Raw genomic sequence first — 18,083 nt, 5'->3', positions numbered from 1 at the left:
ATAATATATGAAGAAAAACGATTATATACAAGTTGATCGCGAAGTGGTCAAAAAAATGAGCGAAGATATTCAGGCTTATTTAGTAGAAAATAACCTTGTGCGTGTAAAAACAAAAGACATGATGCCTTTTCTTATTGAAAAAGGATATTTTCCACACGATCGCAAAAAAGGTTATCCTTTGCGTCAAATATTAACAGATCTTAAAAAGTCTGAAGAATTACATTTACTACCACAGGCTACGCCAGAGTATTTGGAATTAGAGAACAAGAAAACATCAACGTATTGGTATTTTAGTCCAATCAAATAATATAAAAGCACTTCTATAGAAGTGCTTTTTTGTTGTTAAATAATTGTTTATTAATCTTTTTTGGAATATTAATTGATAGATTTTAAATCATTTTTAATTGTAACAAAAAATATTTCATTTCTTATCTTATATCAATGTTAGATAGATGACAGTTGAACTAAATTTGCCTTATCAAAATAAATAATTAAAACAAACAAATAATAAATCATTATGAAAAAATTACTATTTACTTTAATGTTATCAGCAGCTTCTATGTCTGCATTCGCTCAAAATTATACAAATGACAAAGGACATTCAAAATTAGGATTTTCTGTTTCTCACATGACAATTTCTGATGTAGAAGGACAATTTCAAAATTTTGATGTTCATTTAAACTTTACAAAAGAAGATTTAAGCGATGCGAAATTTCATGTAACAGCAGATGTTAATTCAATCAATACAGGAGTTGAAGCTCGTGATAATCACTTAAAGTCAGCAGATTTTTTTAATGCAGCAAAAAATTCAAAATTAGAATTTTCTTCTAAAGGAATTACACGTGTTAAAGGAAATCAATTCAAAATGGTTGGAGATTTAACATTGAATGGAATTACAAAACCTGTTACATTAAAATTAATTTACAACGGAAGTATCGATAATAGAGGAGTTAAAACTTACGGATTTACTGTAAAAGGTGATGTAAAAAGAAGTGATTTTAATATCGGAGGTAATTTCCCAGAAGCAGTTGTAGGTGATGTAGTTACATTAGTTTCTAACTTAGAATTTGCTACACCAAAAGCGAAATAATTAGATTAAAATATAAATCATAAAAATCTTGAATTTCAATAGTTTAAAGTCAATAACTTCAAGTTTTTCTACAACAGAAAAAATGCCTGTTTTATTTTTAGGACACGGATCTCCGATGAATGCTATCGAAGAAAATATTTTTGTTGAAGGTTGGAGAAATATTGGAAAAACAATTCCAAAACCAAATGCAATTATTTGTATTTCGGCACATTGGGAAACCAAAGGAACCAAAGTAACGGCTTTACAAAAACCTAAGACAATTCATGATTTTTATGGTTTTCCTCAAGCTTTATTCGATGTTCAGTATCAAGCGCCAGGAAGTCCAGAATTAGCAACTGAGGTTAAAAATTTGATTAAAACGACACATGTCGATTTAGATAACGAATGGGGATTTGATCACGGCTCTTGGAGTATAATTAAATTTTTATATCCAGATGCGGATATTCCGATGATTGAGCTTAGTTTGGACGTTAATAAAACACCAAAAGAGCATTACGAATTAGCAAAAGAGTTGAATGCTTTGCGCACAAAAGGAATTTTGATTGTTGGTAGTGGAAACGTAGTGCACAATCTTCGTACTTTAGATTGGAAAGAACCAAATAAAGGATTTGATTGGGCTTACGAAGTAAATGATACATTCAAAAATATTGTCAAATCAGGTAATCATGACGAATTATTTGATTTTGTACAAAAAGGAAGTGCTTACAATCTTGCAGTTCCGTCGATGGAGCATTATTTACCATCAATTTATGCGTTGGCTTTACAAGGAAAAGAAGAAGATGTAACATTGTTTAACGATCAATTAATTTATGGATCATTAGGAATGTTATCATTCAAAATAGAATAAAAATCAATTTAAATAACAATTAAAAACAAACATTATGGCAAAGTGGAATTTAGATCCTTCTCATTCAGAGGTTCAATTTAAAGTAAAACACATGGTAATTTCTACAGTAACAGGAAATTTTGATAATTTTGAGGCGTCTGTAGAATCTAATGATAATAATTTTTCTGACGCGAAATTCGAATTTGCTGCACATGTAAATACAATAAATACAAAAAATACAGATCGTGATAATCACTTAAAATCTGATGATTTTTTTGCAGCAGAAAAATTTCCAGAAATGAAATTTGAAAGTACTTCAGGTATTCAAAATGGAAAAGTAGAAGGAACTTTAGAAATTCGTGGAGAGAAAAAACCGATTACTTTAAATGCAGATTTTGGAGGAGTAATTACTGATCCATGGGGACTTACACGTGCAGGTTTTGAATTTTCTGGAGACATTAATCGTAAAGATTTTGGATTGGGATGGAGCCAAGTTACAGAAGCTGGAGGATTAGTTGTTTCTGATAAAGTAAAATTATTGATTAATTTAGAGTTTACTCAAGCTCAATAATTAACTGTAAATTATAATAATACAAAAAGGTAACTCAATTTTTGAGTTACCTTTTTTTTTGTTTAGTAATTATTTATATCAAGTTTTTAAGACGAAATTTTTATAATAATGTACCCAAATTAGAATGCTTGTTGTGTTATTTCAATTCCCAGTCAGTCGCGAAAACTGCTTGTAATGCGGCAGTTTCAGTACGAAAACGTTGTTGTCCTAAACTAATTCCTGTAAAATTATTTTCTTCGGCAGTTAAAATTTCATCTCGAGAAAAATCGCCTTCAGGACCAATTAAAATTAATATTTTTTGAGGATTCTCAGAAAGAACAATTCTTAAAGGAGTTTTTTCTATATCATCTTCGCAATGTGCGATGCATTTTGTGAAATCGTTAAAATTAGTTTTAATAAAATCATTAAACTTCGTCAAATCGTTCACTTTTGGTAAATAAGCTTTTAGCGATTGTTTTGTTGCAGCTTGAACAATTTTCTCAATACGCTCAAGTTTTATGTTTTTTCTTTCTGAATGAAAAGTTTGTAAAAAAGTAATTTCATCAATTCCAATTTCAGTTGCTTTTTCTAAGAAAAATTCTAAACGTTCCATTGTTTTTGTTGGAGCAATTGCAACGTGTAAATAATAATTTTTCTTTTCGAAATCAGTTTTCAAATTAAGAATATTCCCTTCAACAGCTTTTTTTGAAATTGAAGTAATTTCAATTTCTGCTAAATTTCCTTTTCCATCTGTTACATGAATTTTATCGCCTTCATTACCGCGTAAAACTTTTGAAAAATGATGACTTTCTTCTTCGCTTAAAATTGCTGTATTATCGTGTATTTCTCCAAAAAATAATTTCATTAGATATGGTATTTGGCAACAGATTTTGCTGTGTTTTCAGTAAATATTTCTCGGTCGTATTTTAATGATCCTACCATTGCTATCATAGCAGCATTATCTGTTGTGTAAGCAAATTTAGGAATAAAAGTTTTCCAACCAAATGTCGTTTCACCATCTTTTAATCGTTGACGAATTTCCGAATTTGCCGAAACTCCACCTGCAATTGCAATTTGATTAATTCCTGTTTCTTCAGTTGCTTTTTTTACTTTTTCCATCAAAATATTAACAATAGTATGTTGAATTGAAGCACACAAATCATCTATGTTTTCTTCGATAAAATTTGGATTAACTTTAACTTCTTTTTGAATGAAATATAAAACTGATGTTTTGAATCCACTAAAACTAAAATTTAAACCATCAACTTTAGGCTTCGCAAATTTAAATTTTTTAGGATCTCCTATTTTCGATTTTTGATCAATTATTGGTCCAGCAGGATAAGGTAAATTTAGAATTTTACCAGCTTTGTCAAAGGCTTCACCAGCGGCATCATCTATTGTTTCTCCTAAAATTTCCATGTCAAAATAATCGTTTATTTTAACAATTTGTGTATGTCCTCCACTAACGGTTAGACATAAAAAAGGAAAAGTTGGTTTTTCATCGTTGGCGTCTTCTATAAAATTTGCCAAGATATGTGCTTGCATGTGATTTACCTCAATCAAAGGAATATTCAAAGATTGGCTGAAAGATTTTGCAAAACTTCCGCCAACCAAAAGAGATCCCATCAATCCTGGACCACGTGTATACGCAATTGCTTTTAGATTTTCTTTGGTAATATTTGCCTGTTTTAGGGCTTGATCTACTACGGGAACAATATTTTGTTGATGTGCTCTCGATGCTAATTCTGGGACTACGCCACCATATAACTCGTGAATTTTTTGGCTTGCTACAACATTAGAAATGATTGCATTTTCGCAAATGATCGCAGCGCCTGTATCATCACAAGAAGACTCTATGGCTAAAATGTAGTTTTTAACGCTCATAATTCCTTGTAGAATAAAATTTATAACTTATTTTTACACTGCAAATATCGTAAATTTATATCATTGAAAATAGTCAGACGAATAGGAAGAGTTATATTGCCTTTGTTAATACTTGTTTTAACGCTTGTTTTAACATTAGCAATTGCAATTCAAATACCTGCTATTCAGACCAAAATAGCTCATTTCGCCTTAGAGAAATTAAATAAATCGTTGAACACAAAAATGAATGTCAAATCTGTTGATATTGATTTTTTTGGGCGTATACATTTGTATGGCGTAACGATAAAAGATGATCATAATTATGATTTCTTAAAAGCTAAAGACCTGCAAACGACTATTAATGTATGGACTTTACTGCCGGGAATAAAAAAAGATCACATTGATTTGAGTGAAGTAAAATTAGTACAACCCGAAATTCGTGTGATTACGTATAAAAATGATTCGGTAAGTAATTTTGTGAAATTTGTAAATGGTTTTAGTTCTGATAAACCAAAAGATCCTAAAAAAATATTTAAACTTGATGGTGATTTTTTGATAGAAGATGGTAAAGTTTCTATTGTTAATCAAAATTCAGGAAATGTTTGGTTAGATGCAAAACAAGTAAATATTGGCGTAAGTAAATTTAGATTAGTTGATTCTGATATTACAGGAAAATTAGAAAATTTTTGTTTTGTAGCCGAACGAAATAAAGAAACATATACCGTTCAGAATTTTACTGGAGATGTACATTATTCAAAAAAAGAAATAAGAGTAGGAAATTTAAATCTTAGAACAAATACGTCTGTACTTAATGGTAATCTTTTACTAAGTTACAATCAACCAGCAGACATGTCCGATTTTAATAATAAGGTAAATTGGGATGTTTTCTTTGATCGTGGCTCAACTATTAATTTTAAAGAAATTAGATATTTTACACCTTTATTTGATAAAAATTCTTCAGTAGACGTTTATGGAAAGGCGAAAGGAACACTAAATAATTTGACTTTTACTGATTTTGAATTAAAAGGTAAAGATAATTATGTTGGTGCATCACGTTTGCAATTACAAGATATGATGAATGGATCTAAGCTGCGATTTTCTACTAAAAATGCAAAAATCAATACATCTTATCAAAAAGTAACGAATCTTTTACCAACTTTTGTTTCAAAAAGAATTCCAGCCATGTTATCTCGTTTCGGAAATATGAATTATCGTGGAGATGTTTTACTAAACCCAACTGATATTAATATTAACGGTTATGCGGTAACAGCTTTGGGCGATGCGGATATAAGAGCACAATTACGCAATTATAAAACGCCAAAATCGATGATTTACAAAGGAACTTTAGATGCGAAAAATCTTAATTTAAGACAAATTACACAAGTTAAAGATTTAGGTTTTGTAAGTGGTAAATTACGCTTTGATGGAAAAGGAACTGATCTGAAAGCAATTAATTTAGATGTAGATGGAACTTTGCGTTATATGGATTTGATGGGGAAACGTTATCAAAATATAACAGTAGATGGTTTGGTTAAAAACTCTCAGTTCAACGGTTTATTTGATATCAAAGATCCAAATTTGAATGCAAGTTTGAAAGGTAAAATTAATTTTAGTGGAAAGCCTTATGATTTTGATTTCACATCAAATATCAGAAATATAAATCTAGATTTTCTTGGTTTAACAAAGAATTTAGGAGCAGTAGTTCGTGGTGATGTTGTAGGTGATTTTAGACTGACTAATATTAACGATTTTAATGGAAATATAGATGTGAAAAATCTTTATTTCAGATCTAAAAAAGATACATTAGAATTAAGTCATTTTAATTTAAATTCTCAGATAAATGGAACGAATAAAATAATAACTGTAGATGTGCCAGATTATATGCGAGCGACTTTAGATGGCCGTTTTAATGTAACCGAGATAGCAAATGTTGTTAACAATTCGTTGGTTAATTTAGTGCCATCTTTCCGTCATAAAAAAGTTTCACCAAATCAGTCTTTTGCGTTTGAGGTTTATGTGCAACAAAATTTATTAAAATACATAGATTCGTCTATTCAAATAGAGCCAGAGACAAGGATCAAAGGATTTATAGATGGAAATAAAAATCAATTAGAAGCAAATTTAGATACGCCAGGAATAAAATATGCTGGTATACAGTTATTTCAATCAAAAGTTAATCTAAACACAATTGCAGAAGTGCCAACGCTTAATGCAAAAATAGATAGCTTAAAAGTAAGTGGAGTTACTTTAAATGCTCTAAACATCAATTCAATACCGAAAAATGATACATTAATTGTTGCAACAGATTTTAATATAGGGAAGAAAAATCCAGTATTATTTAATCTAAATCTGTTTCATACGGTTCAAAATAATAATGATTTAATTTTTGGATTTTCACCATCTACAATCAAAATTGATTCAACAAAATGGACAATTAATCATTTGAATGATGCGAATTCTAATCGAATGATTTTTAATCGTATCAATAATACATTACAGGTAGAAGATTTTTCATTAGAATCTGAAGAACAGTTTCTTAAAATTAGTGGTTTATATAAAGACAAGGAAGATTATAATTTTAATGCAGATTTTAACGATCTTCATTTAGAAAAAATAATTCCAAAAACGGTGTTAAATAATCTGAAACTTGTAGGTGTTGCAAACGGAAAAGTAAATATTGTTCGTACAAAAGAAAAATTAGAACCAACGTTAGAAGCTAAAATTGATAGCTTAGGATTAAATGATTTTCAACTTGGTAATTTAACCTTAAACGGAGGTTATAATGTTGCTGATAAGAAATTTAATTTCGATGCAAGTTTACAAAAAGAACAGATACAATCGCTTGTTGCATACGGAAATATAGAAAATAAACCAACAGGGCCAGAGTTGAATGTTGATGCAAACTTAGATGATTTTCATATCGACTTTTTAGAAGGTTTCTTGAAAACAGTTTTTTCTAATATGCGTGGAACTTTATCTGGAGATGTTCACATCGATGGACCAGTAGATTTACCAAATCTTAACGGAACATTGGTTGCAAAAGATCTCGGATTGAAGGTGAATTTTCTTGGAACAGATTATTTATTTGAAGGTGAAAATGATTTGTTTGTAACCAAAAAAGGTAGCGGGCAAGGAGTTATTATGTTAAATGATATTAGTTTTAAGGATACAGCTCATAATACAAAAGGAAAAGTAGATGGCGCAATACTTTTCAGAAATTTAAGCAAATGGGGACTCAACTTACAATTTGATACAGATAATTTATTGGTTATGAATACAAGTATTCGCGATAATGAATTATTTTATGGAAAAATATTTGCAAAAGGTGATGTATCTATGTTTGGACCAGTAGAAGAATTAGATATTTCTGGAGATGCAACAGTTGTAGGAAATTCTGAATTAACAATTAATACAGGAAGTACAACTATTGAAGCCGAAAATAATTTGGTTCGTTTTGTTCCTGATCTTAAAAAGAAAGGAGGAAATGGAAAAGACAATGTGCGTGCTCCAAAAGGAATGACGGTTGATGTTAACATAAATGCTTATCCAAATGCTATGGTTAACCTAATTTTTGATGCTGCTACTAATGATAAAGCATCAGCTAGAGGAACAGCCGAAAATCTTCGTTTTTTCTTAAACAATACAGGATTAAGTTTAACAGGTGTATATAATATAGAAAGCGGAACATACGAGTTTAGGCAAATACCAGTTTTACCAAAAGATTTTAAAATCAAAAAAGGATCATCTGTACAATTTGCAGGTAATCCATTAGATGCAACAATCAATATTGCAGCAGAATATCAACGTTCTGTATCCAATGTCGGCGATTATTTAGGAATTGGTTTCTCACAAATTTATGATGCAATTTTGTCAATTAATATTTCCGAAACACTAAAAAAACCAATTATAGACTTTGGTTTATCTATACCAAATGCAGGCTCGGATATAAATTCGCAATTGCAATCCAAATTTCGTGCAAACACCGAAGAACAAATGTTGCAATTTAGTTACATTCTCTTAACAGGTAAATTTGGAGATGCCTCTGCCGTACAATCAGGTGTAACCAGTACAGCAGCAGATATCGGTCTTTCTACAATTGCAGGCATGTTATCTTCAATTGCAAGCGATGTCGACATACAAATGGAATATGTTGGTGGTAGCGAACAATCACTTACAAACGATAAAATTAGAACATCTGTTACTTATCAAATCAATAATCGTTTAAGTGTAAAAGGTTCGTACGGAATTGCCGTTACAAATAATAGAAATGTACAAGAATCGTTTGATGGGAATTTTGATGTAACCTATGATGTGTCAAGAGTAAATAACGGATCGCTATTATTAAAAGCTTTTACGAAACCAACAACATTTGGCTTACTTCAAGGAATGAATAATAATTTGAATCAAAGCTTTGGTGTTGGAATTATGTACAATAAGAACTTTGATACATTCAGAGGATTTTTAGGATTAGAAGAACGCCAAAATAAATCAAAAAATAAAATATCAGAAATAAAACAAATCTCATCAGATTCTATTCCTACATATAAATTACCAAAAGTAGAAGAAAGACGTATAGATTCTATTCGACAAAATTTGAAAGATTCTACAAAGGTTTCTTATCAAAAAACAGACGTTGCAAAGCCAAAAAAAGACCGTAGAGGATTGGTGAGAATCAGATAAATAAAAAAGAGTTTATTGTGGTTAGACAATAAACTCGCGCAAACAAACAAAAGTGATTAGTTCTTTCTTTTTTGAACTATTATTACAACAAAAGTAAAATATTAAATAAATCATTAAAAAATATTTTGATGTTTGTTTGTATTATTTATATTTTTGCTAAAAATTAATTAGATTTTTTATTAAAATAATAATAATAGTCAAAAACTAAGAAAATGAATTACATAATTGATGATGTTGATAAGAAAATTTTGATGTATTTGATTGACAATACAAGAATGCCATTTACAGAAATAGCAAAAAAAATGAATGTTTCTGCAGGAACAATTCATGTACGTGTCAAGAAATTAGAGGAGGCGGGAATCATCAAAGGAACAACACTGATCACAGATTACGATAAAATGGGGTATCAGTTTGTTGCTTATGTAGGATTATTGTTAACGAAGACAAATAAAACTCAAAAAGTTATCGACGAATTGTACAAAATACCAAATGTAACAGTTGTACACGTGGTTTCGGGGAAATATAACATCTTCTGTAAAATTCGTGCAAGAGATACTTCTGATGCAAAAGAAGTAATCTATAAAATCGACCAAATTGATGACGTTTTAAGAACAGAATCTATGATTTCGTTAGAAGAATCATTTAATGATAAAAACAGATTGATGCATTCAATCTTTCACTGAACTTAAATTACGAATTTAATCATTCCACAAAATGACAGACGAAGAAAAAGCAAAATATTTTCAGGTCGCTCTGTGTTCAAGTCTCGTGCTTTTCGGGTTTGATGGAGAGGATCTGAAAATACTGGTTTATAAAAAATTAAACGATCCTTTTAAAGGAGCATTAGTCTTACCTGGTAAATATATTGCGCCAACCGTAAGTAACGATCAAGCAATTCACGAATTGTTAATCGAAAAAATTGCTTACGATGAACATCAAACATATATAGAACAATTAAAAGCTTTTACAAAAGTTTTTAGAAACCCTTTAGGGCGTGTTGTTAATGTTGCGTATTATGCCTTGGTAAAATTAACGCCACAAATACAAGAAAAAGTAAAGTCGCAAGGAGGCGAATGGTATGCTTACGATAGAGTACCAGATTTAGCTTTTGATCATAATGAAATTGTTCAATACGCAAAAGAACGCGTAAAGCGTCGTGTAAAACGTCGCCCAGTTGGATTTAATTTATTAGGAGACGAATTTACAATTGCTCAATTGCAAAGTTTATACGAAAAAGCATTGAATAGAGAATTGGATAAACGAAATTTTAGAAAGAAAATTTTTAACTCTAATTTAATTATCGAAACAGGAAATACAACAGATCCAAAGCAACATCGTAAAGTCTCAAAACTATACCGTTTTGATGAAGAAAAATACGAAAAATTAAGCTTAAAAGGATACGATTTCCTTTTCTAAAAGAAAGAAGTTATGACAGATCAAATCAATACAAAAAGCGATAAAGAAAGAGAAGATATTTTTGATTCAGACGTTTTAATGTCAGATAACACGAAATCTGAAAAAATAAAACATCACGGAAACAATAAATCATTCTTGTTCAAATCAATGATTTTTATAATGATCTTTTTGATTTTGAGTATTCTTTACAGAGGTTACGAATTATTTGTTACCAACGATTATTTGTTTCGACAAATAATGAATGATGACGCTCCAGCAATGCCAAAATGGTATCCAATAGCAACAATTGTATTTGGATTACTAGCATTAATTGGTATTTTTATGGTAAATGCATACAAAAAAGCAGGCGTTTATTTAGTTGTGTCAACATTGTTTATTTCTGCAGCAATGCAACCAGAATTTATGGCAGATGGAACACTTTTTACAATGTTTGCATTGTTTGTGTTTATCGGTTATGGTTTAGCAATTATTTATCCATATTGGTATAAATTCAAGTAATTATAATTATTTATTTAAATACAAAAATGGTTTCGATATTCGAAACCATTTTTTTTATTCACAATTTGAAAAAGATTACACGTCAAACCTATTCAACTTGAATATTTTAAGAGTAAAAAATTCTCAAATTAACAAAAATAGTCACTAAACAAAGCGAATATGAGAATTTAACGGTTATATTTGTAAGGTGTGGAAAAAATGTAAATAAAGTACAAGATGGATTGTATTTCGGTATTTGATATGCTAAAAATCGGCGTAGGACCTTCAAGTTCGCATACTTTGGGACCTTGGCGCGCTGCAGAAGCTTTTCTAAAAGAATTAGAAACAGCTTCTATTTTTGATAAAATCTCGCGTATACGTGTAGATTTATATGGCTCTTTATCTTTGACAGGTAAAGGACATGCAACAGACTATGCGGTGATGTTGGGATTGAGTGGAGCAGATCCAGAATATGTTCCAATTGATGATATTTCATCAATTATCAATACAATTAGTGAAACAAATCAATTAAATTTTGGGAATAAATTTTTAGTAAATTTTTCTCCAAAAAGTGACATTGTTTTTAATCGTGAATTTCTACCATTTCATGCAAATGGTCTAACTTTTACAGCTTATTTTGAGTCAGAAGAATTTTCTTCAACTTTCTATTCGATAGGAGGAGGTTTCTTTACAAAAGAAGATGATCAATCTTGTTCATCAGATGTTAGCTGTACTTTTCCGTTTTTGTTTAATACATCAACAGAATTATTAGCATTCTGCGACAAAGAGAATAAGTCTATTTCTGAAATCATGTTCGAAAATGAGAAAACAATACGAACAGAACAAGAAATTAGCCATGAATTAAAACGTATTTGGGATACAATGCTAGAATGTATGTACATTGGTTGTCATACAGAAGGTACATTACCAGGAGGATTGAATGTTAAACGACGTGCATTTGAAATGCATAATAACTTAATAGGTTCTACTCCTTATACAACACCACAAGAATGGATTACTACAATTCGTAAAACAAAAGTATACTTTCGACAAATTCTAAAATGGGTAAGTTGCTTCGCTCTTGCTGTAAATGAAGTTAACGCTTCTTTAGGTAGAGTTGTAACAGCTCCTACAAATGGGAGTGCTGGTGTAATACCTGCAGTTTTGATGTATTATCTTGTCATAGAAAATCACAAAGGAGGTCAAAAAGAAATCGAACAATTTTTAACAACTGCTGGCGTAATTGGTTCTATATTTAAAAAAGGAGCAACAATTTCAGCAGCAATGGGAGGTTGTCAAGCAGAAATTGGCGTTTCATCTGCAATGGCAGCAGCAGCTTTGTGTGAGTTGATGGGTGGTTCACCTGCTCAAGTTACAATAGCAGCGGAAATAGCAATGGAACATCATTTAGGTTTAACATGCGATCCAATTGGTGGTTTGGTACAAATTCCTTGTATAGAGCGTAATGCAATGGGCGCAATAAAAGCTATAAATGCAGCAGAATTGGCATTAGATACAGATCCATTAACTGTAAAAGTACCTTTAGATAAAGTTGTAAATACGATGTGGGAAACTGCAAAAGATATGAATAATAAATACAAAGAAACTTCGGAAGGAGGTCTGGCAGTTGCAGTTAATATTGCAGACTGTTAGTAAAGTATTTATATTCAATATAATAAATAATTAATATGTGTTTTGTAAGGATTATGAGAATGTGTTGTGTATTTCAAAAATAATCCTTACATTTGCACAGCCTTTTAGAATTAAGGTACGGATGTTAAAGAATATTCATTTAGGGATTTTTTAGGCTGCTCAGCCATTTAATTTTATTCTTTCATATCTGTTGGTTATAATAATTTAAAAATAAAACCGTGGTATGAAACATTAAATGAATTTCATTATCTCGGTATCGTTATCTAACATGATTACATTCAAAGAATTAGGACTTCAAGAAGAAATCCTAACTGCAATTGAGAAAATGGGATTCGTTACCCCATCTCCAATCCAAGAAAAAGCTATTCCTCAAATCCTTTCATCTGATCAAGATGTTATTGCATTGGCGCAAACAGGAACAGGAAAAACAGCTGCATTTGGGCTTCCAATCATAAACAATTTATCAACAGATTCTCAATCTGTACAAGCAATTATTTTATGTCCAACTCGTGAGTTGTGTTTACAAATTGCAAAAGAATTAGAAGCTTTTTCAGTAGATAAGCGTGGAGTGCGCGTACAAGCAGTTTACGGTGGTGCTGACATCGTAAAACAAATTAGAGGATTAAAAGATAATCCACAAATCGTTGTAGGAACACCAGGTCGTACAATGGACTTAATTAAACGTAAAGCATTAAAAATTAATGACATTACGTGGACAGTTTTAGATGAAGCTGATGAGATGTTAAACATGGGATTCCGTGATGAAATCGATTCAATTTTAGAAACTACTCCAGAAGAAAAACAAACATTATTATTCTCAGCTACAATGCCTTCTGAGGTTCGTCGTATAGCTTCAGAATATATGCACAACCCAGTAGAAATCGCTGTAAGTAAAGTAAATACTGCATCTAAAAACATCGAACATCACGTTTATTTAGTGCGTTCATCAGATCGTTATTTAGCTTTAAAGCGTTTAGCTGATTATTATCCAAATATTTATGGTATCGTTTTCTGTAGAACACGTCGCGAAGCGAAAGATGTTGCAGATAAATTGATGCAAGATGGTTATAATGCAGATGCATTACATGGAGATTTATCACAATCACAACGTGATCACGTGATGGATAAATTCCGTAACCAAAACATTCAAATCTTAGTTGCAACAGATGTTGCTGCACGTGGAATTGATGTTAACGAATTAACTCACGTTATTAATTATAATTTACCAGATGATCCAGAAGTTTATGTACACCGTTCAGGACGTACAGGACGTGCAGGAAACAAAGGTATATCTATCATTATTTCAGGAGGACGTGAAGCACGTAAAGTTAGAGATTTAGAAAAATTAATTGCTTCTAAAATCGAACCTAGAAATGTGCCAACAGGTGAAGAAATTTGCGAAAAACGTTTAATTTCTTTAATCGAAAAAATCGAAAATATCGAAGTTGATGAAGAATTAATTGAGCCATACATGGCTACAGTTAACGAAAAATTAGCAGATATTGATCGTGATGCATTATTAAAACGTTTCTTAACTGTTGAGTTTAATTCTTTCTTAGAATATTACAAAAACACAAAAGATATTACACCAGAAGGTGATCGTGGAGATAGAGGTGAAAGAGGAGAGCGTAACAGCCGTCGTGGTGGTCGTGATTTCTCTCGTTTCTTTATCAATATTGGTCAAAAACATAACTTACGTGTACCTAACTTAATTGGTTTAATTAACGAACAAACTCGTAATCGTAACATCGAAATCGGAAAAATTGAAATTTTACGTAATTTCTCTTTCTTCGAAGTTGATACACAATTCGAATCGTTAGTTTTAGAAACTTTCAAAGACGCTCAACGTGATGGTGTTGATTTAGATGTACAAATTTCTAAACCAGAGCCAGGACGTGGTGGAGATCGCGGAGGTAGCCGTGGTGGAAACCGTGGAGGTGGAGACCGTGGTGGAAGAGGTTTCAACAACCGTCGTGAAGGAGATCGTGAAAGAAGCGGAGGTTACCGTGGTGGAGATCGTGACAATCGCGGTGGAGACCGTGATAACAGAGGCGGAGGAGATCGTGGTGGTTACCGTGGTGGAGATCGTGACAATCGTGGTGGAGACCGTGATAGTAGAGGTGGAGATCGTGGTGGTTACCGCGGAGGAGATCGTGAAAATCGTGGTGGAGACCGTAATAGAACGGGAAATACAAGAAGAGGTAGAGATTAATAATCTTTCAATAATAAATACTAAAAAGGGCAATTTTATTAAAATTGCCCTTTTTTTATTTTCAAAAATGTAGTTATTTGAATAATTTCTCTATATTTATTTAAAACCACAAATAAATGAGTGTACAAGAATTATTTAATACAATTCGATTTGCGATAGAATCTGAAGATTATACAAAATTAAATGAGATTAAAATCTTTAAACCTGAAAAATTTAATTGGGTTAGAGATATTTTTGAACCTCATAATGTAGTTAAACTTGGTCATCAAAAAGGATTAATTTGGAAATATAATCAACAAAAAGAAGAGTACACTTTTAATGATTTATCAAATAAATACAATCAATTTCTCAATTATTTACGTAATAATGGAATCGAAACTGGAGATAAAATGTTTTCTCAAGTTCCATTATTACCAATTACATGGATTGGCTATTTAGCTGCAATAAAAGGAGGTTTAGTTATAATACCAGCGGCTACAACTTTAGATGCGCGTGATTTAGCATTTCGTTTTGAATCTACTTTTCCAGAAATTGCTTTAGCAGATCCAGAAAATGCAGCTAAAATAGATGAAGCAGAAGCAAAATTTGAACAAAAAATCAAAATAAAACTTATTTCAGAAGGAAATCGGGAAGGTTGGATAAATATTAATGATTTGTGGAAAGAATCTACAGAAGCTGAAGCGGCTGATACAAATTCTGATGATGACTTATTTTATTTCTTTACTTCTGGAACTACAGGAATGCCGAAAATCGTTGTACATACCCATTATACCTATCCTATAGGTGGTTTTACGACTTCTTCTTGGGTTGGAATGAAACCTGGGGATTTGCATTATAATATTTCACAACCAGGTTGGGCAAAGTTTTTTTGGAGTAGTTTTTTTGCTCCTTGGAATATGGGGGCGACAATTTTGGGTTATCATACAGATAAATTTAATCCAAAAGAACAGTTACAAACGATTCAAGATTTGGGTGTAACAACTTTTTGCGCGCCACCAACAGCTTTGCGTGTATTGATTTTGGAAGATTTAAAACAATATAATTTTAAACTTCGCCAATGTGTTGCGGCTGGAGAACCATTAAATCCAGAAATTATTGATGTTTGGAAAGAAGGTACAAGAATTTTAATCAGAGATGGTTATGGACAGTCAGAATCTACTGCAATGATTGCGAATTTGCCTAATCAGAAATTGAAATATGGTTCGATGGGAAAACCATTGTTCTTATACAATATTGTAATTGCCGATGATGATGGAAATATAGTTCCTGATTGTGAAGAAGGTAATATTTGTGTTGTGCATGATGAAAATACGATCGATGGAATTTTTAAAACTTATTTGATTCAGAAAGATAAAATGGCAAAGGTTTTCAAACACGGATTGTATTATACGGGTGATAAAGCCTACAAAGATGAAGAAGGTTATGTGTGGTTTGTTGGGCGAGATGATGATGTAATAAAAGCGTCAGATTTTCGTGTTGGACCTTTTGAGGTGGAAAGTGTTTTGTTGGAACATGATGCAATTATAGAAGCCGCAGTTGTTGCAAGTCCGCATGATTTGAGAAGTAATGCAGTAAAAGCATTTGTTATTTTAGCACCTGGACATGAGGCTTCAGAAACCTTAGCTTTAGAAATTTTTCGTTTTACAGAAAATCATTTAGCACGTTACAAAATTCCTCGTATTATTCAGTTTGTAGAAACTTTACCAAAAACAATTTCCGGAAAAATTCGTCGTGTAGAATTGCGAAATCAAGAAGCTGTAGATAAGAAAAATAAAGAAAAAATAATGAACGAATATTTTCATGAGAAGTATTAATCCGTTAAATAGATCGTATAAAAAAGAGGTTGTTTGAAACTAAGAACGAACCTTAAATATTTATTATGGCATGTAGAAGAATTGTTTACATTTCGACAAGCTCAATGTGACAAGATATTTTTCTGATTAAAAATATTTTAGGATATAAAAAAACCACTTCTTATGAAGTGGTTTTTCATGTATTTTATAATTTTTCTTCGATGTATTCCTGTATTTTACTTGTAATTATAGGAACAGCAATCATAATCAATCCAGCAATAACAATTTTTGTTACGCCTTTCATTGGATATTTTTCTGATGCTTTATCTCCAACCCAATTCAATGCATTTTCCACTTTAGATGAAGTGAAATTTGTATCAGACTTCAAATTTGACACAATACTTACAGCTTTATTTACAAAAGAATTTTCATGTTTACTTTCAGAAACCTTCATTTGTAACTTTAGTTTACGCTTTGCAATTCGCAAATCGTCTAAATTTTTTATTGCTGATAATTCTTGTTTATTCTTCATCTTCGTCGTCTTCATCGTCATCTTGGTTAGACATTGCTTCCATTGCGTTTGCTATTGCAATATTAGTTAAAAGTAATTTAAGTTTCTTTCTAAACAATAGACAAAAAACCATTACAAGAAAATAAATTCCAGTTACAATCAAAAATCCTAAGCCAGTATTGTCAAAATAACTTCCTAATATAAATCCTAAAGCTAAACTTCCTAATAATAATAGAAATAGACCAAAAACCGCAATTATTAAAATATAAATTCCACCAGCAAGCATGTTGCTCAAAGAATCTACCAAGTCATATTTTGCCAGCGTTATTCTATTATTGATATAGACTTTTAGTTCATTAAACATAAAAAAGAATTATTTAAAACAAATTTAGGGATAATAATTTATTAACTAATAATTTTAGAAAATTAAACTCCTACGTTTTCTTGGAATTCGTCTTTTAAATCTTCTTTTGTTTGGTTTGCTTTAGATTTTAAATCTTTACCAGCTTCTTTTGCTTTTGCAACAAATCCATCTTTTTGTTCAGCTAATTTTGCTTTTACTTCTTCTAATTTAGCTTCTAATTCTTTTTTAGATTTTTTTGCTTTTTCAGAAAAATCATTTGCATATTTATCTAAATCTTTCTTGTATTTATCAGCTTCTTTTTTTAATTTTTTTCTTGTATCAGCTCCAGATTCTGGTGCATATAATAATCCTACTACTGCTCCGATTGCTGTTCCGATTGCTAAACCTGCTAATAATTTAGTTGCATTATTTAATTTACTCATAATAAAGTTTTTTTTGAGATTAAACGTATTTATATTTACATCAATAAATTTACAAAAACAATACCAAAGAATACATTTCTAATTTAAAAAAACAGAATAAATGTTAATATTATCAGAAAAATCTCAAAATATGCCAGCTTCTCCAATCAGAAAGTTGGTGCCATACGCTGATGCAGCAAAAAAAAGAGGAACTAAAGTTTATCACTTAAATATTGGTCAACCAGAT

Annotated in this window: 16 protein-coding genes and 1 pseudogene; 12 read left to right on the top strand and 5 right to left on the bottom strand. The window is 31.0% G+C overall.

Features of this window, described 5'->3' with window-relative positions; all coding sequences use genetic code 11:
• Positions 1-7: 7 nt before the first annotated feature.
• From RSC72_RS12400 to RSC72_RS12385, 4 genes are all read left to right on the top strand, one after another.
• Positions 8-307 (top strand): hypothetical protein, encoded by a 300-nt coding sequence (locus RSC72_RS12400; protein ID WP_332566332.1) that lies wholly within the window; start codon positions 8-10, stop codon positions 305-307.
• Positions 308-517: 210 nt separating this feature from the next.
• Positions 518-1,090, top strand: a complete 573-nt coding sequence (locus RSC72_RS12395; protein ID WP_332546329.1) for a YceI family protein — start codon at positions 518-520, stop codon at positions 1,088-1,090.
• Between the two features lie 82 nt (positions 1,091-1,172).
• Positions 1,173-1,937 (top strand): 4,5-DOPA dioxygenase extradiol, encoded by a 765-nt coding sequence (ygiD, locus tag RSC72_RS12390; RefSeq protein ID WP_332546328.1) that lies wholly within the window; start codon positions 1,173-1,175, stop codon positions 1,935-1,937.
• Between the two features lie 31 nt (positions 1,938-1,968).
• Positions 1,969-2,487: a YceI family protein gene (locus RSC72_RS12385; RefSeq protein ID WP_332546330.1), complete on the top strand. Its 519-nt coding sequence runs from the start codon at positions 1,969-1,971 to the stop codon at positions 2,485-2,487.
• Positions 2,488-2,623: 136 nt separating this feature from the next.
• Here the strand turns inward: RSC72_RS12385 and RSC72_RS12380 are convergent, their stop codons facing one another.
• On the bottom strand, positions 2,624-3,331 hold the full coding sequence (locus RSC72_RS12380; protein ID WP_332546327.1) for an RsmE family RNA methyltransferase: 708 nt from the start codon (positions 3,329-3,331) through the stop codon (positions 2,624-2,626).
• The gene (tsaD, locus tag RSC72_RS12375; RefSeq protein WP_332578524.1) at positions 3,331-4,350 is read right to left on the bottom strand and encodes a tRNA (adenosine(37)-N6)-threonylcarbamoyltransferase complex transferase subunit TsaD; all 1,020 of its coding nucleotides are present in this window, start codon (positions 4,348-4,350) and stop codon (positions 3,331-3,333) included. Before tsaD ends, RSC72_RS12380 begins: the two co-directional genes overlap by 1 nt.
• Positions 4,351-4,413: 63 nt before the next feature.
• On the opposite strand from tsaD, the gene RSC72_RS12370 reads away from it, so the two are divergent.
• The 7 genes from RSC72_RS12370 (at position 4,414) to RSC72_RS12340 (ending at position 16,581) form a co-directional block, all read left to right on the top strand.
• A complete protein-coding gene (locus RSC72_RS12370) occupies positions 4,414-9,009 on the top strand; it encodes a translocation/assembly module TamB domain-containing protein (protein WP_332578523.1) in 4,596 nt (1,531 codons plus the stop codon).
• Between the two features lie 212 nt (positions 9,010-9,221).
• A complete protein-coding gene (locus RSC72_RS12365; RefSeq protein WP_019974505.1) occupies positions 9,222-9,692 on the top strand; it encodes an Lrp/AsnC family transcriptional regulator in 471 nt (156 codons plus the stop codon).
• Between the two features lie 31 nt (positions 9,693-9,723).
• Complete coding sequence (locus RSC72_RS12360) at positions 9,724-10,425, top strand: NUDIX hydrolase (RefSeq protein ID WP_332546314.1); 702 nt, start codon at positions 9,724-9,726, stop codon at positions 10,423-10,425.
• Between the two features lie 12 nt (positions 10,426-10,437).
• A complete protein-coding gene (locus RSC72_RS12355; protein WP_332546312.1) occupies positions 10,438-10,923 on the top strand; it encodes a hypothetical protein in 486 nt (161 codons plus the stop codon).
• A 216-nt stretch (positions 10,924-11,139) separates the two neighbouring features.
• Positions 11,140-12,555 carry an L-serine ammonia-lyase gene (locus tag RSC72_RS12350; RefSeq protein ID WP_332566301.1) on the top strand — a complete coding sequence of 472 codons (1,416 nt, stop codon included), beginning with the start codon at positions 11,140-11,142 and terminating at the stop codon, positions 12,553-12,555.
• Positions 12,556-12,823: 268 nt separating this feature from the next.
• The gene (locus RSC72_RS12345; protein WP_442878321.1) at positions 12,824-14,767 is read left to right on the top strand and encodes a DEAD/DEAH box helicase; all 1,944 of its coding nucleotides are present in this window, start codon (positions 12,824-12,826) and stop codon (positions 14,765-14,767) included.
• Between the two features lie 116 nt (positions 14,768-14,883).
• Positions 14,884-16,581 carry an AMP-binding protein gene (locus RSC72_RS12340; protein ID WP_332546806.1) on the top strand — a complete coding sequence of 566 codons (1,698 nt, stop codon included), beginning with the start codon at positions 14,884-14,886 and terminating at the stop codon, positions 16,579-16,581.
• Between the two features lie 184 nt (positions 16,582-16,765).
• Here RSC72_RS12340 and RSC72_RS12335 read toward each other — a convergent pair whose 3' ends face one another.
• From RSC72_RS12335 to RSC72_RS12325, 3 genes are all read right to left on the bottom strand, one after another.
• Complete coding sequence (locus tag RSC72_RS12335; RefSeq protein WP_332546804.1) at positions 16,766-17,092, bottom strand: hypothetical protein; 327 nt, start codon at positions 17,090-17,092, stop codon at positions 16,766-16,768.
• Positions 17,082-17,435 (bottom strand): phage holin family protein, encoded by a 354-nt coding sequence (locus tag RSC72_RS12330; RefSeq protein ID WP_332546802.1) that lies wholly within the window; start codon positions 17,433-17,435, stop codon positions 17,082-17,084. The genes RSC72_RS12335 and RSC72_RS12330 overlap by 11 nt, the downstream gene beginning before the upstream one ends.
• Before the next feature lie 62 nt (positions 17,436-17,497).
• Positions 17,498-17,857 carry a YtxH domain-containing protein gene (locus RSC72_RS12325; protein ID WP_332546800.1) on the bottom strand — a complete coding sequence of 120 codons (360 nt, stop codon included), beginning with the start codon at positions 17,855-17,857 and terminating at the stop codon, positions 17,498-17,500.
• A gap of 100 nt (positions 17,858-17,957) precedes the next feature.
• On the opposite strand from RSC72_RS12325, the pseudogene RSC72_RS12320 reads away from it, so the two are divergent.
• Positions 17,958-18,083 (top strand): annotated as a pseudogene (locus tag RSC72_RS12320) (pyridoxal phosphate-dependent aminotransferase); the annotation flags it as partial.

It is taken from the genome of Algoriella sp. (assembly GCF_036647415.1).
In the GTDB taxonomy this organism is placed as follows: Bacteria; Bacteroidota; Bacteroidia; order Flavobacteriales; family Weeksellaceae; genus Empedobacter.
This window is presented reverse-complemented; position numbering and strand designations above follow the sequence as displayed.

What these genes read in the sequence shown, in the direction of transcription:
- RSC72_RS12395 (WP_332546329.1), top strand. Translation starts at nt 518, where the DNA reads ATGAAAAAATTACTATTTACTTTAATGTTATCAGCAGCTTCTATGTCT.
- tsaD (WP_332578524.1), bottom strand. Translation starts at nt 4,350, where the DNA reads ATGAGCGTTAAAAACTACATTTTAGCCATAGAGTCTTCTTGTGATGAT.
- RSC72_RS12355 (WP_332546312.1), top strand. Translation starts at nt 10,438, where the DNA reads ATGACAGATCAAATCAATACAAAAAGCGATAAAGAAAGAGAAGATATT.
- RSC72_RS12345 (WP_442878321.1), top strand. Translation starts at nt 12,824, where the DNA reads ATGATTACATTCAAAGAATTAGGACTTCAAGAAGAAATCCTAACTGCA.
- RSC72_RS12360 (WP_332546314.1), top strand. Translation starts at nt 9,724, where the DNA reads ATGACAGACGAAGAAAAAGCAAAATATTTTCAGGTCGCTCTGTGTTCA.
- RSC72_RS12325 (WP_332546800.1), bottom strand. Translation starts at nt 17,857, where the DNA reads ATGAGTAAATTAAATAATGCAACTAAATTATTAGCAGGTTTAGCAATC.
- RSC72_RS12380 (WP_332546327.1), bottom strand. Translation starts at nt 3,331, where the DNA reads ATGAAATTATTTTTTGGAGAAATACACGATAATACAGCAATTTTAAGC.
- RSC72_RS12335 (WP_332546804.1), bottom strand. Translation starts at nt 17,092, where the DNA reads ATGAAGAATAAACAAGAATTATCAGCAATAAAAAATTTAGACGATTTG.
- RSC72_RS12330 (WP_332546802.1), bottom strand. Translation starts at nt 17,435, where the DNA reads ATGTTTAATGAACTAAAAGTCTATATCAATAATAGAATAACGCTGGCA.
- ygiD (WP_332546328.1), top strand. Translation starts at nt 1,173, where the DNA reads ATGCCTGTTTTATTTTTAGGACACGGATCTCCGATGAATGCTATCGAA.
- RSC72_RS12400 (WP_332566332.1), top strand. Translation starts at nt 8, where the DNA reads ATGAAGAAAAACGATTATATACAAGTTGATCGCGAAGTGGTCAAAAAA.
- RSC72_RS12350 (WP_332566301.1), top strand. Translation starts at nt 11,140, where the DNA reads ATGGATTGTATTTCGGTATTTGATATGCTAAAAATCGGCGTAGGACCT.
- RSC72_RS12365 (WP_019974505.1), top strand. Translation starts at nt 9,222, where the DNA reads ATGAATTACATAATTGATGATGTTGATAAGAAAATTTTGATGTATTTG.
- RSC72_RS12340 (WP_332546806.1), top strand. Translation starts at nt 14,884, where the DNA reads ATGAGTGTACAAGAATTATTTAATACAATTCGATTTGCGATAGAATCT.